The sequence below is a fragment of the Mariniflexile jejuense genome (genome assembly GCF_042675665.1).
Taxonomy (GTDB): domain Bacteria; phylum Bacteroidota; class Bacteroidia; order Flavobacteriales; family Flavobacteriaceae; genus Mariniflexile; species Mariniflexile jejuense.
On sequence record NZ_JBHTJI010000042.1, the window covers coordinates 475,286 to 496,614 of the forward strand.

General features: G+C 32.5%; 24 protein-coding genes and 1 other RNA gene. 12 read left to right on the forward strand and 13 right to left on the reverse strand.

Going from position 1 to position 21,329, the window contains the following annotated elements; genetic code table 11:
• Position 1: 1 nt before the first annotated feature.
• Positions 2 to 781: an SDR family NAD(P)-dependent oxidoreductase gene (locus tag ACFQ1R_RS15230; protein WP_379927132.1), complete on the reverse strand. Its 780-nt coding sequence runs from the start codon at positions 779 to 781 to the stop codon at positions 2 to 4.
• A 362-nt stretch (positions 782 to 1,143) separates the two neighbouring features.
• On the opposite strand from ACFQ1R_RS15230, the gene ssrA reads away from it, so the two are divergent.
• Positions 1,144 to 1,538, forward strand: a transfer-messenger RNA (tmRNA) gene (gene ssrA, locus ACFQ1R_RS15235).
• Between the two features lie 58 nt (positions 1,539 to 1,596).
• Here the strand turns inward: ssrA and ACFQ1R_RS15240 are convergent.
• The 5 genes from ACFQ1R_RS15240 to ACFQ1R_RS15260 all read right to left on the reverse strand — a co-directional run bounded on the left by ACFQ1R_RS15240 (position 1,597) and on the right by ACFQ1R_RS15260 (position 4,028).
• The gene (locus ACFQ1R_RS15240; protein WP_379927133.1) at positions 1,597 to 1,866 is read right to left on the reverse strand and encodes a hypothetical protein; all 270 of its coding nucleotides are present in this window, start codon (positions 1,864 to 1,866) and stop codon (positions 1,597 to 1,599) included.
• A gap of 156 nt (positions 1,867 to 2,022) precedes the next feature.
• Complete coding sequence (locus ACFQ1R_RS15245; protein WP_379927134.1) at positions 2,023 to 2,424, reverse strand: rhodanese-like domain-containing protein; 402 nt, start codon at positions 2,422 to 2,424, stop codon at positions 2,023 to 2,025.
• Between the two features lie 11 nt (positions 2,425 to 2,435).
• The gene (locus ACFQ1R_RS15250; protein WP_379927135.1) at positions 2,436 to 2,753 is read right to left on the reverse strand and encodes a rhodanese-like domain-containing protein; all 318 of its coding nucleotides are present in this window, start codon (positions 2,751 to 2,753) and stop codon (positions 2,436 to 2,438) included.
• A 111-nt stretch (positions 2,754 to 2,864) separates the two neighbouring features.
• Positions 2,865 to 3,485 carry a thioredoxin family protein gene (locus ACFQ1R_RS15255; RefSeq protein ID WP_379927136.1) on the reverse strand — a complete coding sequence of 207 codons (621 nt, stop codon included), beginning with the start codon at positions 3,483 to 3,485 and terminating at the stop codon, positions 2,865 to 2,867.
• Positions 3,486 to 3,491: 6 nt separating this feature from the next.
• On the reverse strand, positions 3,492 to 4,028 hold the full coding sequence (locus ACFQ1R_RS15260; protein WP_379927137.1) for a TlpA disulfide reductase family protein: 537 nt from the start codon (positions 4,026 to 4,028) through the stop codon (positions 3,492 to 3,494).
• 333 nt (positions 4,029 to 4,361) lie between these two features.
• Here ACFQ1R_RS15260 and ACFQ1R_RS15265 point away from each other — a divergent pair, with 333 nt between their 5' ends.
• The 9 genes from ACFQ1R_RS15265 to ACFQ1R_RS15305 all read left to right on the forward strand — a co-directional run bounded on the left by ACFQ1R_RS15265 (position 4,362) and on the right by ACFQ1R_RS15305 (position 11,820).
• On the forward strand, positions 4,362 to 5,765 hold the full coding sequence (locus ACFQ1R_RS15265; RefSeq protein ID WP_379927138.1) for an anthranilate synthase component I family protein: 1,404 nt from the start codon (positions 4,362 to 4,364) through the stop codon (positions 5,763 to 5,765).
• A gap of 121 nt (positions 5,766 to 5,886) precedes the next feature.
• A complete protein-coding gene (locus ACFQ1R_RS15270) occupies positions 5,887 to 6,453 on the forward strand; it encodes an anthranilate synthase component II (protein WP_379927139.1) in 567 nt (188 codons plus the stop codon).
• Positions 6,454 to 6,456: 3 nt separating this feature from the next.
• Positions 6,457 to 7,449 carry an anthranilate phosphoribosyltransferase gene (gene trpD, locus ACFQ1R_RS15275; protein ID WP_379927140.1) on the forward strand — a complete coding sequence of 331 codons (993 nt, stop codon included), beginning with the start codon at positions 6,457 to 6,459 and terminating at the stop codon, positions 7,447 to 7,449.
• A complete protein-coding gene (trpC, locus tag ACFQ1R_RS15280) occupies positions 7,446 to 8,228 on the forward strand; it encodes an indole-3-glycerol phosphate synthase TrpC (protein ID WP_379927141.1) in 783 nt (260 codons plus the stop codon). Before trpD ends, trpC begins: the two co-directional genes overlap by 4 nt.
• Before the next feature lie 137 nt (positions 8,229 to 8,365).
• A complete protein-coding gene (locus ACFQ1R_RS15285; protein WP_379927142.1) occupies positions 8,366 to 8,977 on the forward strand; it encodes a phosphoribosylanthranilate isomerase in 612 nt (203 codons plus the stop codon).
• A 42-nt stretch (positions 8,978 to 9,019) separates the two neighbouring features.
• Positions 9,020 to 10,201 (forward strand): tryptophan synthase subunit beta, encoded by a 1,182-nt coding sequence (gene trpB / locus ACFQ1R_RS15290; RefSeq protein ID WP_379927143.1) that lies wholly within the window; start codon positions 9,020 to 9,022, stop codon positions 10,199 to 10,201.
• A 3-nt stretch (positions 10,202 to 10,204) separates the two neighbouring features.
• Positions 10,205 to 10,969 (forward strand): tryptophan synthase subunit alpha, encoded by a 765-nt coding sequence (trpA, locus tag ACFQ1R_RS15295; protein WP_379927144.1) that lies wholly within the window; start codon positions 10,205 to 10,207, stop codon positions 10,967 to 10,969.
• The gene (locus ACFQ1R_RS15300) at positions 10,969 to 11,418 is read left to right on the forward strand and encodes a tRNA (cytidine(34)-2'-O)-methyltransferase (protein WP_379927145.1); all 450 of its coding nucleotides are present in this window, start codon (positions 10,969 to 10,971) and stop codon (positions 11,416 to 11,418) included. The genes trpA and ACFQ1R_RS15300 overlap by 1 nt, the downstream gene beginning before the upstream one ends.
• 90 nt (positions 11,419 to 11,508) lie before the next feature.
• Positions 11,509 to 11,820 (forward strand): EF-hand domain-containing protein, encoded by a 312-nt coding sequence (locus tag ACFQ1R_RS15305; protein ID WP_379927146.1) that lies wholly within the window; start codon positions 11,509 to 11,511, stop codon positions 11,818 to 11,820.
• 34 nt (positions 11,821 to 11,854) lie between these two features.
• Here ACFQ1R_RS15305 and ACFQ1R_RS15310 read toward each other — a convergent pair whose 3' ends face one another.
• The 7 genes from ACFQ1R_RS15310 to ACFQ1R_RS15340 form a co-directional block, all read right to left on the reverse strand.
• The gene (locus ACFQ1R_RS15310; protein ID WP_379927147.1) at positions 11,855 to 12,094 is read right to left on the reverse strand and encodes a VF530 family protein; all 240 of its coding nucleotides are present in this window, start codon (positions 12,092 to 12,094) and stop codon (positions 11,855 to 11,857) included.
• Positions 12,075 to 12,299 carry a DUF6500 family protein gene (locus ACFQ1R_RS15315; protein ID WP_379927148.1) on the reverse strand — a complete coding sequence of 75 codons (225 nt, stop codon included), beginning with the start codon at positions 12,297 to 12,299 and terminating at the stop codon, positions 12,075 to 12,077. The genes ACFQ1R_RS15310 and ACFQ1R_RS15315 overlap by 20 nt, the downstream gene beginning before the upstream one ends.
• Positions 12,300 to 12,301: 2 nt before the next feature.
• Positions 12,302 to 13,591 (reverse strand): DEAD/DEAH box helicase, encoded by a 1,290-nt coding sequence (locus ACFQ1R_RS15320; protein ID WP_379927149.1) that lies wholly within the window; start codon positions 13,589 to 13,591, stop codon positions 12,302 to 12,304.
• A gap of 289 nt (positions 13,592 to 13,880) precedes the next feature.
• Positions 13,881 to 16,106: a TonB-dependent receptor gene (locus ACFQ1R_RS15325; RefSeq protein ID WP_379927150.1), complete on the reverse strand. Its 2,226-nt coding sequence runs from the start codon at positions 16,104 to 16,106 to the stop codon at positions 13,881 to 13,883.
• Between the two features lie 9 nt (positions 16,107 to 16,115).
• Entirely contained in the window at positions 16,116 to 17,405 is a 1,290-nt protein-coding gene (locus ACFQ1R_RS15330; protein WP_379927151.1) for a tetratricopeptide repeat protein, read from the reverse strand.
• Between the two features lie 93 nt (positions 17,406 to 17,498).
• Complete coding sequence (locus ACFQ1R_RS15335; protein WP_379927152.1) at positions 17,499 to 18,056, reverse strand: DUF4331 family protein; 558 nt, start codon at positions 18,054 to 18,056, stop codon at positions 17,499 to 17,501.
• Positions 18,057 to 18,082: 26 nt separating this feature from the next.
• Positions 18,083 to 18,733 carry a DUF4331 family protein gene (locus tag ACFQ1R_RS15340; RefSeq protein ID WP_379927153.1) on the reverse strand — a complete coding sequence of 217 codons (651 nt, stop codon included), beginning with the start codon at positions 18,731 to 18,733 and terminating at the stop codon, positions 18,083 to 18,085.
• An 89-nt stretch (positions 18,734 to 18,822) separates the two neighbouring features.
• Between ACFQ1R_RS15340 and ACFQ1R_RS15345 the strand changes: the two genes are divergently transcribed.
• Positions 18,823 to 20,058: an LETM1-related biofilm-associated protein gene (locus tag ACFQ1R_RS15345; protein WP_379927154.1), complete on the forward strand. Its 1,236-nt coding sequence runs from the start codon at positions 18,823 to 18,825 to the stop codon at positions 20,056 to 20,058.
• Positions 20,059 to 20,129: 71 nt separating this feature from the next.
• Positions 20,130 to 21,128: a UDP-3-O-(3-hydroxymyristoyl)glucosamine N-acyltransferase gene (gene lpxD, locus ACFQ1R_RS15350; RefSeq protein ID WP_379927155.1), complete on the forward strand. Its 999-nt coding sequence runs from the start codon at positions 20,130 to 20,132 to the stop codon at positions 21,126 to 21,128.
• Positions 21,129 to 21,329: the final 201 nt, after the last annotated feature.

The window sequence follows — 21,329 nt, forward strand, 5'->3', positions numbered from 1 at the left end:
GCTAATTTCTATTCTTTTCTTGAATCTTTCGTACAATTGCTGCAGCTGCATTTCTAGAAACCAACCTAGGTAAAATGGCTAAAAACTTATTGAATTTACCAGGAATGGCATAGGTTTTACCCTTTAGCATAGATTTATATCCATAAGCAGCTACAGTTTTTGCAGAAGCCATATTAAATGTTATTTTATTATCGCAGGAATTAGCAGAAACTGTTTTTTGAAACGATGTTTTTGTTGGCCCAGGGCATAAGGCTGTTACCGTAACACCCGTACCTTTTAACTCGTTTGCTATTGCTTCAGAAAATGACAGCATATACCCTTTTGATGCATAATAAATAGCCATTAATGGTCCAGGTTGAAATGCTGCTAATGAAGAGATATTTAATATTCTACCAGAACCACGTTTTACCATACCTTCTAGCACTAATTTGGTTAAATGTGTTGTGGTTAAAATATGTACGTGTAACATTTCAGATTCACGTTCCCAATCGGTATCTACAAATGAGCCAAATAACCCAAACCCTGCGTTGTTAATTAAAACATCTATTGGTTCGTCTTTAATTTCTGCAATAATATTTTCTGCAATATTTTTTTCACTTAAATCTTTCTCTAAGGTAATAACTTGTATTTTAAAATTGTTTTCTAGTTCTGTTTTTACTTTTGATAAACTATTAGCATCAATATCTACTAAAATTAATTTATAAGCATCGGTTGCCAATAAAATTGCAAGTTCATAACCTAAACCAGAAGCTGCTCCTGTTACTAAAGCGGTTTTTGTCATTAAAATAATTATTAGAAATTATGGGGTTTGGTACAAATCTATTGTTTTTAACGCAAATAATTATGAAATAGCACAAATTGGTTAGAATTGTTTGTTTTTAAGCTTTATATATTTGAATATATTAAATAGTTAATCAAACTTTTAGCTATAAAAACGGAATAGTTTTTGTTTTTATAGAATTATTATGAAAAGTTTTTTGATACCTTTGCTGCCCGCGTTAGGGATTACTCATGCTTTTTTATTTTTATAAATCGGAAATCGTGAATACCTAAGGTATTAGTAGCGGCATCCTTTTGCTTTTGCAAAAGATATAGCGAAAAGCCCGACCCTTTTGGGAAACGCCATTATTTTTAAATTAATTTGGGGTCGACTGGTTTTGACAGCGAGATTAATTGAATTGTAAGCACGTGGTGTAATGATTTTGAAACACCTTAAAGACTAAATCAAACTTTAAACGGCGAGAATAACTACGCTTTAGCTGCATAATTCGAATTATAGTAGAATTAGCCTAGGTACACAAGGTGTACAAGCTTTATGTCTCCAGAAAGCCTTGGTTAACGGCGTTCTTTTTTGAGGCATCGTAAATGTTAACATAGAATAGGTAGTGCTTTGATGCCTGTTTGAAACTAAAAAAGCTAAGTTGTAACTAGGTTGTCTTTAACCAGGTTACCATCGAAAACCCAAGAAAAGAATAAACGTGTAGAAAGCCTTTTGGTTACTTGTTTGGACCCGAGTTCGAATCTCGGCGACTCCACAAACAAAAAAGTCCATGTAAATAACTATTTACATGGACTTTTTATATATATAAATTTAGTTTAGCTCACTTGTTGCTTCTTTTTCATTTTTTCTAAAAGCATCAATTCTCTATGAATTTCTTCTTTTCGTTCATTAAATTTTCTAACACGCTCATCAATAAGTTCTTGATTCATTTTGCGCTTTTCAAGTCTAAGTGCTTCTTTTTGTGCTTCTAATTCTTTATTTTTTTTAGCTCTTATTTTTTCCATAAAAACCGAAAAATAAGCGTAGCCATACATACTTATAAATAACAAAGCTATTATTCCTAATATAATGTAACCGTTTTGCATGAAGGGAGATTTTAGATTAATTACTATAAAAGTAAATAGATAGATTATTTTTTGAAAATAAAAAAGGTAAAGTACCCAAAAAAAAGATGAAAATGCAAAACATCGACAAACTACATGCCTGTAACTACCTAAAATTCAGAAAAAAAATATGCGTTATTAATCGATTACAATTGGTAGGCTTTTTGTTTTCCAATTTAAAATACCACCTTCTAAATCATAAATTTTGGTAAAACCTGCATTTAATAGAATTTTTACACTTTCATTACTTCGTTTTCCTGAACGGCAATACACTAATATGGGTTTTTCTTTATCTAAAGTGTTTATGTTTGTTGTGAAAGATGGTGATGCCATAAAATCGATATTTTTAGCATTTTTAATATGTCCTTCTGCAAACTCTGAAGGCGTTCTTACATCAATTATTTGTATTGCTTTATCTTGTAAAACCTTGTTCGCTTCTGTAGGTGTTACAACACTTACTTGGTTTTGTACTGTTGTTTCTTTACAACTAAATCCAGAAATACTTATAAAAAAATAGATTAACAGTATTAATTGTTTCATTTTAAATTGTTTTAGTCTTTATCAACCAAATCGCCTTCCCATTCTAAAATACCTCCTAAAAGGTTATAAGCGTTTTCAAAACCTAATTGGTTCATAACCGAGCAAGCTTGACCACTTCTATTTCCTGAACGACAGTAAACATAATAGTTTTTAGTTTTATCTAACGCTTCAATTTCATCAATAAAGCCTTGTCCTTTATATATATCTATATGAATGGCGTTTTTTATAATTCCATCAGCAACTTCAGCATCTGTTCTTACATCTAAAATAACGGCGTTAGCATCATTTTCTAATTGTGACACCCATTCTTCTTGTGTTAAATCTTCCATGTATTTTAATAATTTATTTTCTACAAAATTAATACTTCTAAAATTTATAGACGAAAAAAAATCTAAAGTATTACACTCTAGATTTTTTCTTAATCATGTTTAATGTGTTATTTAAACTTTTATTGAACAACCAATAGCTTTGGTTTCTGTTTGCTCAATGTCTTTTCCTTGTAGTAAGGCATCAACTGCTTTTTCTACATATTTTGTTGTTACAGATGCTGCATCTTTATAATTATCATCAATAGCACCTATATATTTAACGACATTGCCTTTTTTTGTTTTTTGTAAAATAAACATGTGCGGTGTTTTTGTAGCACCAAATTTAGGATACACTTTTTGTTCTTTATCTATTAAATAAGGAAACGTAAACCCTTTTTCTTTTGAGCGTTGTTTCATGGCATCTAAATTGTCGTCTGGTTTTACAGATACGTTGTTTGGCATAATAGCAATTACCGGATAACCTTTTGACGCGTATTTTTTATCTAAAGCTATAATTCTGTCTTCATAAGCTATAGCGTATGGACAGGTATTGCAAGTAAATGTTACTATAAATCCTTTAGCATTTTTATAATCGGATAAAGACACCATTTTACCGTCTACATTTTTAAGTGAAAAATCTTCGGCTACATCGCCAATTTTATAACCTTCGCTTAATGTTGTTTTGGTTAATGTAAATGCGCTAATACATAATACAATAACCGCTGCCGTAATTAGTTTGATTGTTTTTTTCATTGTATTCTAATTTAAAAATTGATTTATTTCTTTTTCTAATTCTTGAAATGTAAATGATTGTTCAAAAAATTTACGTTTGTTATTTTTATAAATAATGGTTGCTGGCAAAGAACCAGACCATGCCTCATTAACCTTAGGAATCCAAGTATTCATATCTACATCATCAAGCGCTATCACTTTCGATTTTAGTTTTTTCTCCTTTATAAATGGTTTCAGTTTTGATTCATATAAATGCGGAAAATCTAAACTCACCAATAGTACTTCTACATTTTTGTTAGCATATTCTGAATTCAATTTTTCAAAATAAGGTAATTCTTTTACACAAGGCGCACACCAAGTTGCCCAAAAATTAATTACATAAATTTTATCGTCGTTTTTGTTTAAAAACTTTTCAAAACCTGCAAAATCGTAAACTTCAAGATCTAAATTCGTTTCTATTTGTTTTTCAACAACACTATTTTTAGTTGCTATTTCTATTTTTTTATTTTTTGTATTACAACTAACAAAAACAAGTAGAAGTATAAGTACGGCTTTAAATTTCATATTACTTTTTGGACTAAAAAAAGATTGATTGATTTAATAATATTTCATTTTAGTTATAAAAATAATTAATACTTCAAGGTTATTACCCCGTTTAACATTATTTTATGCAAAAATTAACTTGAAGTATTGCGTATTTCTATTATCATTTCTATATTTGAACCAATTAATAATAACAAATGAAAACAATTTTAAATAATACTTGGTGGTGGAGCTTACAAAACTTACGTTTCGTGAAGTAAACCCTAGTATATTTAAAACTTAAAATATCCAAAAGGCTTGTCGTTCACGACAAGCCTTTTTTTAATACCAAAACACTGAAACACATTCAGCATAATGAACAAATTTAATTTATATACGCACTACAAAAAAATTCTGGCAGATACCATTACTCCTGTTAGTATTTACTTAAAAATTAGAGACAAATACCCTAATAGCATTTTACTTGAAAGTAGTGATTATCATGCGAACGATAACAGTTTTTCATACATCTGTTTCAACCCAATTGCAACTATTAAGGTTGAAAATGAAACTATTTTTCAAACGTTTCCAGATGGTAGTAAAACTGCAAATCCTATAACCAAAACAACTGATGTTTCAGAAGAAATTAATCAATTTACTAAACGTTTTAAAGTAACTTCAGAAGAAGACTTCAAATTTATAAACAACGGTATTTTTGGATACATTGCTTATGATGCTGTTAGGTATTTTGAAGATGTTGAAATTTCTAAAAAAGAAAATTCAGTAAACATTCCCGATGTAAATTATGCAGTTTATCAAAATATTATAGCAATTAATCATCACAAAAATGAAGCTTATATTTTTGCACATTGTTTTAATTCTGAACCTAATATTGAAGAAATAGACCACTTAATTAAAGTTAAAAACTTTGCATCATACAACTTTGCATCTAGTGGAAACATAACCTCTAATTTGTCTGATGATGAATACAAACATCATGTAGAATTAGCTAAAAAACATTGTGGCCGTGGTGATGTATTTCAATTGGTTTTATCAAAAAGCTTTGCTCAGGAATTTAAAGGTGATGAATTTAATGTGTATCGTGCTTTAAGAAGCATAAACCCTTCGCCGTACTTGTTTTATTTCGATTATGGTAACTTTAAAATATTTGGAAGTTCGCCCGAAGCACAACTTATTGTAAGTGATGGAAAAGCTGAAATCCACCCTATTGCTGGTACTTTCAAACGTACCGGAAATGATATACAAGATGCCGAATTAGCAAAAAAACTTGTTGTTGACGCCAAAGAAAATGCAGAACACGTAATGCTAGTAGATTTAGCAAGAAATGATTTAAGCAGACACGGAAGTAATGTAACTGTAGATACCTATCGAGAGGTTCAATTTTTTTCACATGTTATCCATTTGGTAAGTAAAGTTACAGGGCAAAAACACAAAGAAACCTCAACAATGCAAGTCGTTGCTGATACATTTCCTGCAGGAACGTTAAGCGGCGCACCAAAACACAGAGCCATGCAACTTATAGAGCAATACGAAAAAACCAGTCGTTCGTTTTACGGTGGTGCTATTGGTTTTATGGATTTTGAAGGCAACTTCAATCACGCCATCATGATTAGAACCTTCCTTAGTAAAAACCACAAATTGCATTGGCAAGCAGGCGCAGGTATAGTATCAAAATCAAGTTCAGAAAACGAGTTACAAGAAGTTTATAATAAATTAGGGGCTTTAACAAAAGCTATTGAATTAGCAGAAACAATATAAATTCCTGTAAAAAAAAAGGAACATTTTTAAAATAAACAGTCAAGAATATATTATTGTATTATTGGCTAAAAAGATTAAACTAATTAAAAACAGATTCCTGCTTTTGCAGGAATAAAAAAAGATGACGAAAGTATTAGTTATAGATAATTACGACAGTTTCACATACAATCTTGTACATTATTTAGAAGATTTAAACTGCGATGTTACGGTTGTGAGAAACGATAAATTAACCTTAGATGATGTTGAACCTTTTGATAAAATTGTTTTATCACCTGGTCCAGGCATTCCAGATGAAGCTGGTTTACTAAAACCCATTATAGAACGCTTTGCACCAACAAAAAGTATTTTAGGTGTTTGCTTAGGGCAACAAGCCATTGGCGAAGTTTTTGGAGGTTCGCTTATTAATTTAGACGATGTTTATCATGGTGTGGCAACAAAAGTGAACATTACGGTTGATGATGAATCCTTATTTAATGGGATGGATAAAGAAATTGAAGTAGGTCGTTACCATTCATGGGTTGTTAGTCCAAATTTACCCGAAAGTTTAGAAGCAACTTCTGTGGATGCAAACGGACAAATTATGTCGCTACGTCATAAAATTTACGATGTAAAAGGTGTACAATACCATCCTGAATCGGTTTTAACCCCTAATGGAAAACAAATTCTTAAAAACTGGATCAATTCTTAAGAAATGAAAAACATATTAAACAGACTCATAAACCACGAAAGCATTTCTAGCGAAGAAGCTAAACAGGTTTTGGTTAACATCTCGAAAGGTGATTACAATCAAAGTCAAATTGCCGCTTTTTTAACCGTTTATATGATGCGAAGTATTACGCTAGACGAATTACGTGGTTTTCGTGATGCACTTTTAGAATTATGTATTCCAATTGATTTAAAAGATTTTAATGCCATTGATTTATGCGGAACTGGTGGTGATGGGAAAGACACCTTTAACATTTCAACGTTAGCATCATTCGTAACTGCTGGTGCTGGTGTAAAAGTAGCAAAACATGGAAACTACGGAGTTTCTTCAGCATGCGGTTCTTCAAACGTTATGGAATATTTAGGCATTAAATTTTCAAACGACGAAGATTTTTTAAAACGCTGTATTGATAAAGCAGGTATTTGTGTATTACACGCACCATTATTTCACCCAGCTATGAAAAATGTGGCGCCTATTCGTCGTGAATTGGGTGTTAAAACCTTTTTCAATATGCTTGGTCCTATGGTAAATCCATCGTTTCCTAAAAATCAAATGGTTGGAGTTTTTAATTTAGAATTGCTTCGTCTATACGGATATTTGTATCAAAATACCGATAAAAATTATTCCATAGTACATGCCTTGGATGGTTATGATGAAATATCTTTGACAGGAAAAACAAAAGTGATTTCAAACCATGCTGAAAGAATGTTTTCACCAGACGATTTAGGTATTTCAGAAATAACACAGGAATCTATTTTTGGTGGAAACACAGTTGAATCATCTGCCAAAATTTTCATGGATGTGATTCAAGGAAAAGGAACAGAAGCCCAGAATAATGTAGTGTGTGCCAATGCAGGTTTAGCCATTGCTACCACAAACAACATAGAACACAAACTAGGGTTTGAATTAGCTAAAGAATCACTACTTTCTGGCAAAGGATTAAAAGCATTGCAAACCATTCAAGAATTGAGTAAATGAACATTTTAGATAAAATTGTAGCAGATAAACGCATTGAAGTCGATTTAAGAAAATCATTAATTCCAGTTAAACAATTGGAGCAATCGGTTTTGTTTGAAAGACAAACTATTTCATTAGCCAACAAATTAAAAAATAGCCAAACAGGCATCATTGCAGAACACAAGCGTCGTTCACCATCAAAATCGGTTATCAACCAAAACTTAAATGTGTTTGATGTGGCAAAAGGATATGAAGCTGCTGGCGTTTGTGGTATGTCCGTTTTAACCGATGGTAAATATTTTGGTGGTTCTTTAGACGATTTGTTAACCGCTAGAGCCAGTTGCAACCTACCACTTTTACGCAAAGAATTCATCATTGACGAATACCAGTTATTAGAAGCCAAAGCCTATGGTGCCGACGTTATTTTACTTATTGCGGCTATTTTGAGCAGAGATGAAATTAAGCAGTTTTCAGAATTTGCAAAAAGCTTAAATTTGGATGTGTTGTTGGAAGTTCATAATGAAGAAGAATTGCACAAATCCATCATGCCTAGTTTAGATATGTTAGGTGTAAATAACCGAAATTTAAAAACCTTCGATGTTAGTTTAAATACCAGTAAAGGACTAAGTGAACTCATACCAAACGATTTTGTAAAAGTATCTGAAAGTGGCATTAGCAACATTAAAGCTATTAAAGAATTACAACCTTATGGCTACAAAGGTTTTTTAATAGGTGAAAACTTTATGAAAACCGATAATGCTGGTGAAAGTGCTAAACAATTTATTAAAAGCCTCCTCTAACACCTCCGAAGGAGGAGAACACTCAAATGGCAAACAGTACGAATAAAAAATAAATGAACAAAGATAAACGAAATACTCCGCAATCCATTCCCTCCCCTTTGGGGAGGGTTAGGGTGGGGCTTCTTAAAGTCTGCGGCATGAAATATCAAGACAACATAGAACAAGTTGCAGAGTTGCAACCAGACTATCTTGGGTTTATATTTTATGAAAAATCTGCACGACATTTTGATTCAAAAAATATTCCTGAAACACCAAAATCTATTAAAAAAACAGGTGTTTTTGTTAATGAAGACATAGAATTTGTTTTAGAAAAAATAAAGACTTATAACTTACAAGCAGTTCAATTGCATGGTGAAGAATCTCCTGAGTATTGTCTAAAATTGAAATTTGTCGCATCAACAACAGTAGAAATCATCAAAGTATTCTCAATAAAAGATGAATTCAATTTTGATATTTTAAAACCCTATGAAAACGTGTGCGATTATTTTCTTTTTGATACCAAAGGAAAATTACCTGGAGGAAACGGATACACGTTCGATTGGAATGTACTAAACAACTACCCATCAACCAAACCTTTCTTTTTAAGTGGTGGTATTGGCTTAAATGAAGTAGAAAAAATTAAAGAATTTCAGCAAAGTAAAGCTTCAAAATATTGCTATGCTATTGATGTGAATAGTAAATTTGAAATAGAACCTGGATTAAAAAATATAGAGTTATTAAAATATTTTAAAGAAAAGCTCAAAGAATAGGTCTACTTGAAACTTTGAACTTTTCAACTTTAAACTTATAAAATGAATTACAACGTAAACGAAAAAGGCTATTACGGTAACTTTGGAGGTGCTTACATCCCCGAAATGCTATACCCAAATGTAGAAGAATTACGCCAAAACTATTTAAAAATAATGGCCGAACCCGACTTTAAAAAAGAGTTCGACCAACTTTTAAAAGATTATGTTGGACGTCCTTCTCCACTCTATTTTGCAAAGCGTCTTTCAGAAAAATACAATACCAAAATTTACTTAAAGCGCGAAGATTTAAACCATACTGGCGCACATAAAATAAACAATACTATTGGTCAAATTTTAATGGCAAAACGCCTTGGCAAACACCGTATAATTGCCGAAACTGGTGCGGGTCAACACGGTGTTGCAACAGCAACGGTTTGTGCTTTGATGGGATTAGAATGTATTGTTTATATGGGTGAAATTGATATTGCACGACAAGCACCAAATGTGGCACGTATGAAAATGTTAGGTGCTACCGTGGTTCCTGCATTATCTGGTAGTCGCACCTTAAAAGATGCTACCAATGAAGCCATTCGAGATTGGATTAACAACCCAGTAGATACGCATTACATTATTGGTTCTGCCATTGGACCGCACCCGTACCCAGATATGGTTACACGTTTTCAATCGGTTATTTCGGAAGAAATAAAATGGCAGTTAAAAGAACATGAAGATAAAGAAAATCCCGATTATGTGGTGGCTTGTATTGGTGGCGGCAGTAATGCTGCTGGAACCTATTACCACTTTTTGCACGAAGAAAATGTAAATATCATAGCTGTTGAAGCTGCTGGTTTAGGAGTTGATTCAGGCGAAAGTGCTGCGACTTCTGTTTTAGGAAAAGAAGGCATCATTCACGGTTGTAAAACACTGTTGATGCAAACTAAAGACGGTCAAATTACCGAACCATACTCTATTTCTGCTGGTTTAGATTATCCTGGTGTTGGCCCAATGCACGCTCATTTAGCAAAAACAGGTCGCGCTGAATTTATGTCTATAACTGATGACGAAGCTATGAAAGCTGGTTTAGACTTGTGTAAGTTAGAAGGCATTATTCCTGCCATTGAAAGTTCGCACGCACTCGCTATTTTCGAGCAAAAAACTTTTAAACCAACCGATGTTGTAGTAGTAAGTTTATCAGGCAGAGGTGATAAAGACTTGAACACATATATTAATTATTTCAAATTGTAAGCTGTGAATAGAATACATCAAAAATTACAAGAAAACAAAAAGTTACTTTCTATATATTTTACTGCAGGTTATCCTAGTTTAAATGACACAACTACCATTATTCAAGATTTAGAAAAAAATGGTGTAGACATGATTGAAATAGGTTTGCCTTTCAGCGATCCGTTAGCCGATGGACCAACCATTCAAGCAAGTTCAACGCAAGCTTTAAAAAATGGCATGACTACGGAAGTACTTTTTAACCAATTAAAAGATATCAGAAAAACAGTATCAATTCCATTAATTATTATGGGGTATTTTAACCCAATGCTTCAATACGGTGTAGAAGCATTCTGTAAAAAATGCCAAGAAATTGGTATTGATGGCTTAATCATTCCCGACTTACCTGTAGATGTGTATAACGAACAATACAAAGCAACTTTTGAAAAATACGGATTAATAAACGTATTTTTAATTACACCTCAAACTTCAGTGGAACGCATCAATTTTATCGATTCAATTTCAAACGGGTTTATTTATATGGTAAGTAGTGCTAGCGTTACTGGTTCTCAATCTGGTTTTGGTGATGAGCAAACTGCCTATTTCAAACGTATTGCAGATATGAATCTTAAAAATCCGCAAATCATTGGTTTTGGTATTTCAGATAGTGAAACATTTACCCAAGCTACACAATATGCAAAAGGTGCAATTATTGGAAGTGCATTTATAAAATATCTTACAAACAATTCTGTTAGTGATATTGATAAGTTTATCAAATCTATTCTAAACTAATGCCTCTTAACATCGTTCTTATTGAACCCGAAATACCAAATAACACTGGTAATATTGGGCGTTTAGCTTTAGCATCTGGTTCTACATTACACTTAGTAAAACCCTTTGGGTTTGAAATTAGTGATGCCCGATTAAAACGTGCTGGTTTAGACTATTGGCAACATGTTACTATCATTTATTATGATGATATTAATGACTTTTTTAATAAAAACCAAAACCAGAATATGGTATTTCTTTCCAGCCATGGCACCAAAACGCATTATGATATTCCTTTTGAAGACAATCTTTTTTTAGTATTTGGAAAAGAATCGGTTGGATTACCAAAAACCATTATTGAAGCTCATGCTAATCAACTTTATAAAATCCCATTATATAGCGAACATGTTAGAAGCTTAAACCTTGCAAATGCTGTGGGAATTGTGGTTTATGAAGGTTTAAAACATTTTTAATCAACATTCTACCCCTGTCTTTTAAACCTTTTTTTAATTGTAATGTCTAAACCTCATTATAGATATCATAAACAATTAAAAAAATAAAATATGAAATTAACAACATTAAAATTAGGTGTATTAGCATTAGGCTTATTTGCTTTTTCTCAAGGAAATGCTCAAGACAGACAAAAACCAGATCCAGAAAAAATGTTTACTTTTTTAGACACCAATAAAGATGGCTCTATTAGTTTAGAAGAATTTAAAGCACGTAAAAGAAAGAATGAAGTATCTGATGAAATGCAAGAAAAAAGATTTGCAAAAATAGACACTAATGCTGATGGCGCTGTATCTTTAGAAGAATTTAAAACTGGTATAGCAAATAGAGGTAACAAAGGCGAAGGCAAGAAAAAACCAGAATAACAGTTTTTATTAAATTAAATAAAAAAGGTTCAAGTTAATTACTTGAACCTTTTTTGCTTTGCTTTAGCATATTTAAATACATTGCTTCTACTTTTGTACGTGCCCAAGGTGTTCGTCTTAAAAATTTTAAGCTTGATTTTACAGAAGGATTATCAGTAAAACACTTAATTTTTATGACATAACCCATATATTCCCAACCATAATGTGCAACCAAATCATTAATAATTTGTTCTAGTTTCACACCATGTAATGGGTTATTTGGTTGCAATGCCATTTACTAGTTTTTTAATTTTTGTAGCTTTTTCAAAATGGTCAAGTTTATGTTCCATAATCCACCAGGTTGCTGCTTCCATTAATAATTCTGGATTGTTGTTTTTATTTTCAAAAAAAGCATAAAAAGACAACCCAACGTTTTCACCTTTTAAAATTATCTTTTCATTACAAACTTTAATAATTTTAGCTTTTAAACTTGCAGTCATTATTAATCTCTTCTGTCGTTTCTACGTCTGTCGTTATTACGTTTTGGGCGACGGCTGTTATCGTTTTTTTGAGTATTTGAATTTGCTGCTCTTTCATTGTTTCTAGAACGGTCTTTACCACCACGTTGTTGGCGCTTTTCTGGCTCGGTTGAAGCATTTGGGTCGGGTTCAAAACCTTCTATTATTTCCGAAGGAATCTTAATCCCTACTAACTTTTCAATATCACGTAAAAAAGTTGTCTCATCTGCACTTACTAATGATATTGCTTCACCACTTGCTCCTGCTCTACCTGTTCTTCCTATTCTGTGTACATAATCTTCAGAAATGTTAGGCAATTCAAAGTTAATAACATGTGGTAATAACGGAATATCTAAACCTCGCGCAGCAATGTCAGTTGCTACCAACACACTTACACTACCATTTTTAAAACCACCTAAGGCTTTTGTTCGTGCGCCTTGACTTTTATTTCCATGTATAGCAGCAGCTTTTATTCCTGCTTTTGCCATTTTTTCACATAGCTTATTTGCACCATGTTTTGTACGGGTAAAAACCAATACTTGATTCCAGTTTCCGTCTATAATTAATTTAATAATTAAATCGGTTTTTAATGCTTTTGCTACACGATATACTTTTTGGGTAATAGCATCAACCGTTGTATTTTCAGGTGTTGCTTCTACTTGTACAGGATGGTTTAAAATACCATGAGCTAGTTTTTTTATATCGGGTGAAAAGGTTGCAGAAAACATTAAGTTTTGGCGTTTTTCTGGCATAATTTTGATGACACGTTCTATATCGCGTAAAAAACCCATATCTAACATACGGTCGGCTTCATCTAAAACAAAAATTTCAACGCGCTTTAACGATATATGGTTTTGATTCACTAAATCTAATAATCGTCCTGGTGTTGCTACCAATACATCAATGCCTTGACGCATAGTTGCTATTTGTGGATTTTGGTTTACACCTCCAAAAATAACGGCACTTCGTATATTCAAAAACTCGCTATACTCGCGCACATTTGCATATACTTGCGCTGCAAGTTCTCTGGTTGGTGTAAGTATTAATGCTCTAATTGGTTTATATTTTTCCTTTGGGTTTTCAGAAAGTAAGTGTAATAACGGCAATGTAAATCCTGCTGTTTTTCCAGTACCTGTTTGTGCACTTGCCAATACATCTTTACCTTGTAATATGGGTGGAATGGCTTTTTGCTGAATTGGACTTGGGGTAGTGTATCCCTTTTTGCTAATTGCTTTTAGCAAGGCTTGGGATAAGCCTAAAGAATTAAATGACATATAAATTGTTTGGTAAACCCTTAATTGGGTATGTTGAGATGACAATCTATATTTTAAACATCACCTCGCTTTTTATTAAGCGACAAATGTACGGTTAATTTATTGGTATATAATATTTATTTAATTACATAAAAAAAGCGCCCGATTATATTACTATAACCAAAGCGCTTTCCCTAACAAAAAAACCAAAAAACCTAAACCAAAAGGCTTTTTAATAATCAACTTTTCTTTTTCATTTGTTAGTTTCTTCTATATGCAATCCCTCAATAAAAAAAACATTCTATTTTATTTAAAACTTATAAGCAATTGTTCCTTTTATAAAAAAAGGTGTTCCAGGTGTAAAATGAATTTCTTCAACAGGTTGTGCTTCGTTTTGAAGTCTTGATTCGGTAGCGAACTGCGTTTCATTCCATTCTGTATCAAATAAATTTTCAATAACTAAACCTAATGTGATGTTGTTAAATGTATAATTAACATTAAAATCGGTTACAAAATACCCGTTAGCAATAATGCTGTTATCTTCATTTGCTGGTCTATCATCTAAATATCTGTAACGAATACCTCCAGAAAAACCATTTAAATTATTAACCGAAATGCCACCAGCCATGGTAAAATCTGGTGCTAACGGAATGTAGTTTTCACCACTTGAATCTTCGGTACTGCGTGCGTGTGTATACGTAGCATCTGTATCAAAAAACAACCAATCGGTTAATTGATATCGCAAACCTAAATCTGCTCCATAGCGTGCTGTTTTTCCGCTAGGTTCTACAATACCTGCATCGCCCACATATACAAACTCTTGTTCTAAAAACAAATACCATAGTGCTGAATTAACAATAAACTTAGGTGCTGGTTTCCATATAGTTCCTAAATCTACACCGTACGAACGTGGTAAAACATCTTTTCCTTTTTGGCTAACTACCACACGTGTGTCATTTGAGTGAAAACCTATTCCTGATTTTAAGTACACTTGTAAATTACTAGCTGCATCATAATAAAAGTTAAGTTTTGGGCTTAACATGGTTTTCGTTTCGACTTGTACTGTGTAATTGGTTTGTAACTTATCATGGTACAAAAACTTAAAATAATCTAAACGTAAAGCTGGAGCTATTCTAAATTTACCAAAATCAAATTGTAAATTAGTAAATGCACTTAGGTTGGTTTGGTTTAAATTGCCTAATTGAGTTTGTTCTAAAGTTGTGTTTCTATTAAGTGTATGCGATAATTCAATATTGTTAACAATATCGTGCCTTAAACTAATACCTGAAGTGGTTGTTAACTCTATTTCACCTAAATTAGTTTCATTTATAATGGTAGTATTAAAGCCTAATATGCTTCTATCTTCCTTCTGTTTAATTTGGTCGCCATTAACAGCATCTTCTAAAAAGAAGGTAAAATTAGAATAAAGTTCAAAACCATAATGCGAATAAAAGGCATTGGTTTTTAAGGTGCTATAATCTGATATATGCTTATTAAATTCTACATTAAAATTAGCACGTTCTGTGTTTCCACCTTCCGTATCATCAATAGCTCCAAAACGGGAAATGTTGCCATTATCAACTTCACGCTGTGGAATTTGCCCTGAAGCATCCCAACGACTGGTAAAGTGCGAAATAGTTAACGATACTTTATCATTGTTTGGTGAAAAAGCAACGTATTTTCCAAACAAATTAAGACGATTAAAATTTTGTGGCGACTTGTAAGGACCATCAGTTGCTATATATTCAGTTGTTATATAAGCATTTTGATTTTTAGTAGTTTCTAATAAATTAAACATACCCAACGTACGGATGCTATTAAATTGACCTGCTGATAATGCTATAGAACTTTCTTTTAAATAATCTTTAGTTGAAAAATCGACATAGCCAGCAGTTGCAAAATCACCACGTTCTGCGTAATAAGATCCTTTGCCGAAATCAATTTTATTAACAGTTTCTGGTATTATAAAATGTAAATCGCTATATCCTTGACCGTGTGCATGCGACACCATATTGATTGGCATACCATCAACTGAAAGCGAAATATCTGTACCATGATCGATATCAAAACCTCTTAAAAATATTTGTTCTGCTTTACCACCACCAGCATGTTGACCGATAATTAAACCTGGTACTTTACGCAAAATTTCTTGAGACGAATTTACTGGATTAGTATTTATATCTAACCTAGTAATGGTACTAACTGGGTTTAAAGCTTCAGTGATAACTAATTCATCTAACTGAAATGATTTTTCATCTAAAGCAATAGTTATCAAAGAATTAAAACTTACATCATTTAAAACAATGGTTTTATTTTTAAAACCTAAAAGTCCAATTTTTAATGAATCGCCCACTGCATTGTTTTCTAAAACAAACACACCATTTTCAGACGTATGTGCATGACTTTTAGAGTTTAAATTGTAAATGTAAGCTGCCTCTAAAGGTTGGTTTTCGCCATTGGTTACAATTCCTTTTAGTTGTTGTGCACTTGAAACAGTAACAAATACAAAAGAAAAAATAAGTAGGATAAATTTCATGAGATTGGTTTAAATTTTATTGATTTCTTGTTCGGTTAATGGACCAAGTTCAAAAGTACTTTCTAATAGTTCTTTTTTCAAGTTTTTAGCTTGCTTTATTTTACCATTGGCTTTATAAACTTCGGCTAAATGATACAAAGCTTTGGGTTCTGATGTTTTACCAGAAACGTGTTGCTCCATAACTTGCAATGCTTCTTTTTCATATCCCATTTTATAGTAAACCCAAGCTAACAAATCGTAAGATAGTGGTGTTGGCCTATTATTAATTTCGGTTTTTGCAATAGCTAAAGCTTCGTCTAAATTTTCAGAAGCATTGGCATATAATATTACATTATATGCGTTATACATATCGCCATACAATTCGTTTTTAACGGCATTTTTATACATGGCTAATTGTAATTTTCGCATAGTTTTATCACCTTTAAATTTGGCTATTTCAGCCTTTAGTAAATAATAATCGGGAGCATGATAGGTATTTGTTACACTATTTAAAATACGCAAAGCTTCATCTGGATTTTTTTCGTGTGCGTACACTATCCATGCTATGCCTTTTTTTGCGTAAGCATCGTTAGGAAACAATTCTAATGCTTTTAAAAAATGATTGTAGGAAGCTTCAATATTACCATGATGTCCATAAAAATCGGCTAAATTGGTATATACCCATTGCTTAGTAATTGGCGAATTTGAAAACTCTGCATTAGCTTTAGCTTTTTCTAAAAACCTGATGGCAGCATCTAAATTACCACGGTGGTCGCTCCATTTAGCTACACGTATTAGGTAATCAAAATCTGTATCATCACTAAATGTATCTAAATAGCTTTTTGCTAAATCGTAATTACCCAATTCTAAATGCACATCAAAAAGCATTTTTTGAGTACCTTCCAGCCTATCGCCATTGGCTTCAGCTTTATTTAATAAATTTAAAGCATCTTTAAATTTATGTTGTGAAATATAATTGGCAGCCAACCCTTTTAGGTAACCTGTTGTTTTATAATTTGTAATAGAATTTAACTCTAAGTAGGCATTTTCAGCATTTTTAAGATATTGAATATCGCCAGTTATAGTAAATAAATGCGCGTTAGCACTCGCTATTTTTGCTAAATATGGAAACTGATTGGGTTGTGCTTCTAACTTTTGTTGCCAGAAAGCTAATTCGTTTTGAGCATCTTGCAGTACTTTTGTATTTGAAGATTCTAAGTAAACATTATATTGCTTACTATTGGTTATTTTTTTTGAAGATGTTGTACAACTTAACACGGATGCCAATATGCAAATCATCATTATAAATTGTGACTTCATGGTTTTTGTTTTTTAGGTTTTGTTTTGTTAAGTAAAAATTCTGGAACAAGGAGAGATGTAGGTTTTACTTGCTCCAGAATTCTGTTTATACTTCTACCAAGGTGAAGCTAAATAAGGGAATGAGGCAAGAAAAGGTTTATCGTTGGCATCTACATTATCGTTTGATAATCCTGGGTTTTCAGAGAAATCTTCACCACCAAAAATCAACAATAATTCAACTGTAATAACATCGTCTGCCAATGCTCTACCCGTTAGTAAATTTGTACCATCGTAAAAAGTTGTTTTTCCATCTAAAGACACATTTAAAACATCGGTAGCTAAAAGACCGGTAAATGCTGCTGCATCTTGACCTAAAGCGTTTTTTCCTCCGTTAGCATAAGCTGGACTTAAAGCCAACAAATTATTTTGAAACATGCTTTGAAACGCTGCGCTTTGTGCACTTGGTGTTGTAACATTAAACATATCTTTACTAGATGAAGACACAAATACGGTGTTTACAGCTGGTCTTCCCATTTGGTCTTCTTGAGTATAAGTGCCAGAGAAATCTAGTTTTGTGTTCATGGTATCGTCATCATCATTCGAACAGTTAAAGACTAATATTGCTACTGCAAAAGCAACTGTTAAGGCTTGTAATTTTTTTATATTTTTCATAATACTAATATTTAATATGGTTAAGTTTATTTTCTTTTAGATTCTACCCAAGTTTTTATAGTTCCTGTACCACCAATCATCGATTTTGGTACTTCAACTACAACCGATAATACGTTAGTTCCTGCAAACGTATCTGCACCTGGGCTATTAAAACTGCTTGCCGTACCTCCTATAATGGCAGAATATTGTGCAAAATCAAAAAAGAATGGATCATCACGCGGTCCAGCAAAAAAGCTCATTCCGTTTCTTGTGCTTGTAATAGCGTTCGTTCCGTAAGGTGTAATATCTACAACACCACCTACGTTTGTAGTATACATTATAGAACTATTCAAGCCTGCTTGTGCAGGAGCAATTGGCCCGAAAAAATACATTTTACCATTTCTTGGAATAGCTTGAATTACTAAATCTTCCACATTATCACCTGTGTTGTCAATATTAAATTCAATTAATACATCTTCTTCAAACATAGCACTAGCTGTTGCGGTAGGGCTTAATAAACCTTGAACGTTAGCTACAAATACTAAATTACTTGTGTTTTGCCCTTGGAAGGCATAAAAATCGGTAATATCACTTGTACCACCTTTTACTGCTGGCGCATCTATATGATCGGCCGCAATTACGAAGAAACTAGCTACTGCTAAAACTCCAATTCCTAAAACTACTTTTAAATTTTTCATGTTTTTGAGATTTTATTATTAGTTATTTATTTGACTCTCACACATACCTACGGAAAAACTTAAAGTGCGGTTTTGTTAAAATTTTGTTAATGAAAATATTTGCTAATAATAATCCTAAAACATTACTTTTGCATCATATAAATAATGGCGCTATGAACCCATCAGCTAATGGCTGGATAAAAAAATTGCTAAAAGAACTAGCAAAAAACAACTCTTATCTAAATGTTGAAAGCGAAACCTTTTATAACGCTTTAAGAGATTGTGGTTTTATTTATGGAAGTAATTTTGATATTGTTTGTAACGTAGTTCAAAACAGAGATTTTACCGACGAGGAACTTTCTAAAACCAATTTATGTTTAGCACTACTATACACCCACAAAAACAGTAATACCGAAACACCATTCATTGAAAGCGTTATTAATTTTTACACCGAAATAAACGAACTTAAAACCTCGTTTTTTGATGATTTTTTAGGCGGAAAAAAATCGTATGAACAACTTGAAAAAATAATTCATAAACGTATTCAAATTGATGATAACTTCTTAACAAAAAACTTCAACTATTTTATAATTAATGCCTTGTTGTATATAGATGTTTTAGCTTTTGAAGAATATTTGAAGCAAAAAACCATATCTATAGATTATATTAAGAATTTAGAATCATCTATCGAAACCATTACATTAAACGTATTAAACTCCAAAGCATCAAAAAACCAGTATGATGAAAGTTTAATAAAGCTTTTTGAATCATCGTTGCGCTACCACGATAATACACCTATAACCTATATAGAAGCAATAAAAAATGTAAAAACAACTTTAGAAAAATTTTATATTCTAGATTTAGCTTGCATGGCAACGTGGAGTGATAAAACTATAGATAAGAAAGAAGAACAATTTTTAATTAAATTAAGTACCGACTTACAAATAGATGCTATACATATAAAGCAATCTATAAAAACTGTAAACACGTTTTATAACTCACATAAAAATGAAATTGCGCTATTAAGTTCTAACAACATTGCTAAAAGTTTTTACAATAACTCTAGTAAAATGGTAAAAAAACTAATTACCAGAAATAGCAAACGCCTATACCAAGAGTTGAGAGATAGCAAAGAACTTATGGTGTTACTTACCCAATCTACGCAACGCGATTTAACCCCAAAAGAACAAAAAAAGGTACAAGAACAGTTATTAGATATTTTTAAATCGATACCAAGTTTAGCTATATTTTTATTACCTGGTGGTGCAATATTATTGCCTCTGGTTGTAAAATTTATACCAAAATTACTCCCATCTGCTTTTGATGAAAACAGAATTGAAGAATAATAATTTATAGTCTCACTTTTTTCATTAAATTTACGAATACTTCATACTAACCAATAAATCCAACTAACATTTTGAAGAAATCGTACTCTATTGAGGAAATAAACAGCATTTTAAATGGCGAACTTATAGGAACTACCACACAAAACATTGAAGGTCCTGAACAATTACAAAATGCAAAAAACAACCACATTTCATTTATTGGAAGTGTAAAATACGTAAAACATTGGGCAACTTCTAAAGCTTGTGCCGCTGTAATAAACGACAATTTAAAAATAGAACCAGGTGAAAATCGAGCACTAATAAAAGTAAAAAATGCTGACTTAGCGATGGCTAAAATATTAGAATTATTCAATCCGCCAGCACCAGAATTTAGTGTCGATATACATCCAACGGCAGTTATTCACGATACTGCAAAAATAGGTAATGGCTGTAAAATTGGGGCAAATTGCTATGTTGGTAAAAATGTTGAATTAGGCAATGGCGTTGTTCTATATCCAAATGTATGCGTGTTTGATGAAACTATAATAGGTGATAACACCGTTGTTTGGTCTGGAACTGTTATTCGCGAGCGTTGTATTATTGGTAGTAACTGTATTTTTCATACGAATGTAAGTATTGGTGCCGATGGCTTTGGGTACAGACCAAGTGATGATGGCCGTGGATTGGTAAAAATACCACAAATAGGTAACGTTATCATTGGGCATTATGTAGAAATTGGTGCCAATTCATGTGTAGACAGAGCCAAATTTAGCTCGACTATTATTGGCGATGGCTGTAAAATTGACAACCTAGTTCAAATAGCGCATAACAGTATTATGGGACGTTCGTGCATTATGGCAGGACATAGCGGGCTTGCTGGTTCGGTAACTTTGGGCGATGGCGTTATTATTGGCGGAAGTGCTTCCATAAAAGACCATACTACCATACATTCTGGTGCTACTGTTGGTGCTGGTTCTGGTGTTGTTGGCGATGTTGAAGCTGGTAAAACCGTTTTAGGATATCCTGCACAAGACGCTAGAGATATGCTGAAACATTGGGTTGCCATGCGCCAGTTTATGAAAAAACAGTAAGCGCATTTTATACTTGTAATTTTATTAAATTTACACGAGTTTGCGTTAGGGATAGCAGTGAAAATCCTTTTTAAAAATGATAACACCTAACTATGATATTTGTTAATAATAAACAGATTGTTATGTGTTTCATGCAAAAAACAACGTTTTAAAAAGATTGCAACGAATAGCCCGACCCGACCCGATAGCTATCGGGACGGG

Excerpts from the sequence above, each read along its gene's own strand:
- trpD (WP_379927140.1), top strand. The coding sequence starts at position 6,457 with ATGAAAAACATATTAAACAGACTCATAAACCACGAAAGCATTTCTAGC.
- ACFQ1R_RS15310 (WP_379927147.1), bottom strand. The coding sequence starts at position 12,094 with ATGGCATTGCAACCAAATAACCCATTACATGGTGTGAAACTAGAACAA.
- ACFQ1R_RS15270 (WP_379927139.1), top strand. The coding sequence starts at position 5,887 with ATGACGAAAGTATTAGTTATAGATAATTACGACAGTTTCACATACAAT.
- ACFQ1R_RS15315 (WP_379927148.1), bottom strand. The coding sequence starts at position 12,299 with ATGACTGCAAGTTTAAAAGCTAAAATTATTAAAGTTTGTAATGAAAAG.
- ACFQ1R_RS15345 (WP_379927154.1), top strand. The coding sequence starts at position 18,823 with ATGAAAATATTTGCTAATAATAATCCTAAAACATTACTTTTGCATCAT.
- ACFQ1R_RS15325 (WP_379927150.1), bottom strand. The coding sequence starts at position 16,106 with ATGAAATTTATCCTACTTATTTTTTCTTTTGTATTTGTTACTGTTTCA.
- ACFQ1R_RS15320 (WP_379927149.1), bottom strand. The coding sequence starts at position 13,591 with ATGTCATTTAATTCTTTAGGCTTATCCCAAGCCTTGCTAAAAGCAATT.
- trpB (WP_379927143.1), top strand. The coding sequence starts at position 9,020 with ATGAATTACAACGTAAACGAAAAAGGCTATTACGGTAACTTTGGAGGT.
- ACFQ1R_RS15240 (WP_379927133.1), bottom strand. The coding sequence starts at position 1,866 with ATGCAAAACGGTTACATTATATTAGGAATAATAGCTTTGTTATTTATA.
- ACFQ1R_RS15300 (WP_379927145.1), top strand. The coding sequence starts at position 10,969 with ATGCCTCTTAACATCGTTCTTATTGAACCCGAAATACCAAATAACACT.
- trpC (WP_379927141.1), top strand. The coding sequence starts at position 7,446 with ATGAACATTTTAGATAAAATTGTAGCAGATAAACGCATTGAAGTCGAT.
- ACFQ1R_RS15305 (WP_379927146.1), top strand. The coding sequence starts at position 11,509 with ATGAAATTAACAACATTAAAATTAGGTGTATTAGCATTAGGCTTATTT.
- ACFQ1R_RS15330 (WP_379927151.1), bottom strand. The coding sequence starts at position 17,405 with ATGAAGTCACAATTTATAATGATGATTTGCATATTGGCATCCGTGTTA.
- ACFQ1R_RS15265 (WP_379927138.1), top strand. The coding sequence starts at position 4,362 with ATGAACAAATTTAATTTATATACGCACTACAAAAAAATTCTGGCAGAT.
- ACFQ1R_RS15335 (WP_379927152.1), bottom strand. The coding sequence starts at position 18,056 with ATGAAAAATATAAAAAAATTACAAGCCTTAACAGTTGCTTTTGCAGTA.
- ACFQ1R_RS15245 (WP_379927134.1), bottom strand. The coding sequence starts at position 2,424 with ATGAAACAATTAATACTGTTAATCTATTTTTTTATAAGTATTTCTGGA.
- ACFQ1R_RS15285 (WP_379927142.1), top strand. The coding sequence starts at position 8,366 with ATGAAATATCAAGACAACATAGAACAAGTTGCAGAGTTGCAACCAGAC.
- ACFQ1R_RS15250 (WP_379927135.1), bottom strand. The coding sequence starts at position 2,753 with ATGGAAGATTTAACACAAGAAGAATGGGTGTCACAATTAGAAAATGAT.
- ACFQ1R_RS15255 (WP_379927136.1), bottom strand. The coding sequence starts at position 3,485 with ATGAAAAAAACAATCAAACTAATTACGGCAGCGGTTATTGTATTATGT.
- ACFQ1R_RS15260 (WP_379927137.1), bottom strand. The coding sequence starts at position 4,028 with ATGAAATTTAAAGCCGTACTTATACTTCTACTTGTTTTTGTTAGTTGT.
- ACFQ1R_RS15230 (WP_379927132.1), bottom strand. The coding sequence starts at position 781 with ATGACAAAAACCGCTTTAGTAACAGGAGCAGCTTCTGGTTTAGGTTAT.
- ACFQ1R_RS15340 (WP_379927153.1), bottom strand. The coding sequence starts at position 18,733 with ATGAAAAATTTAAAAGTAGTTTTAGGAATTGGAGTTTTAGCAGTAGCT.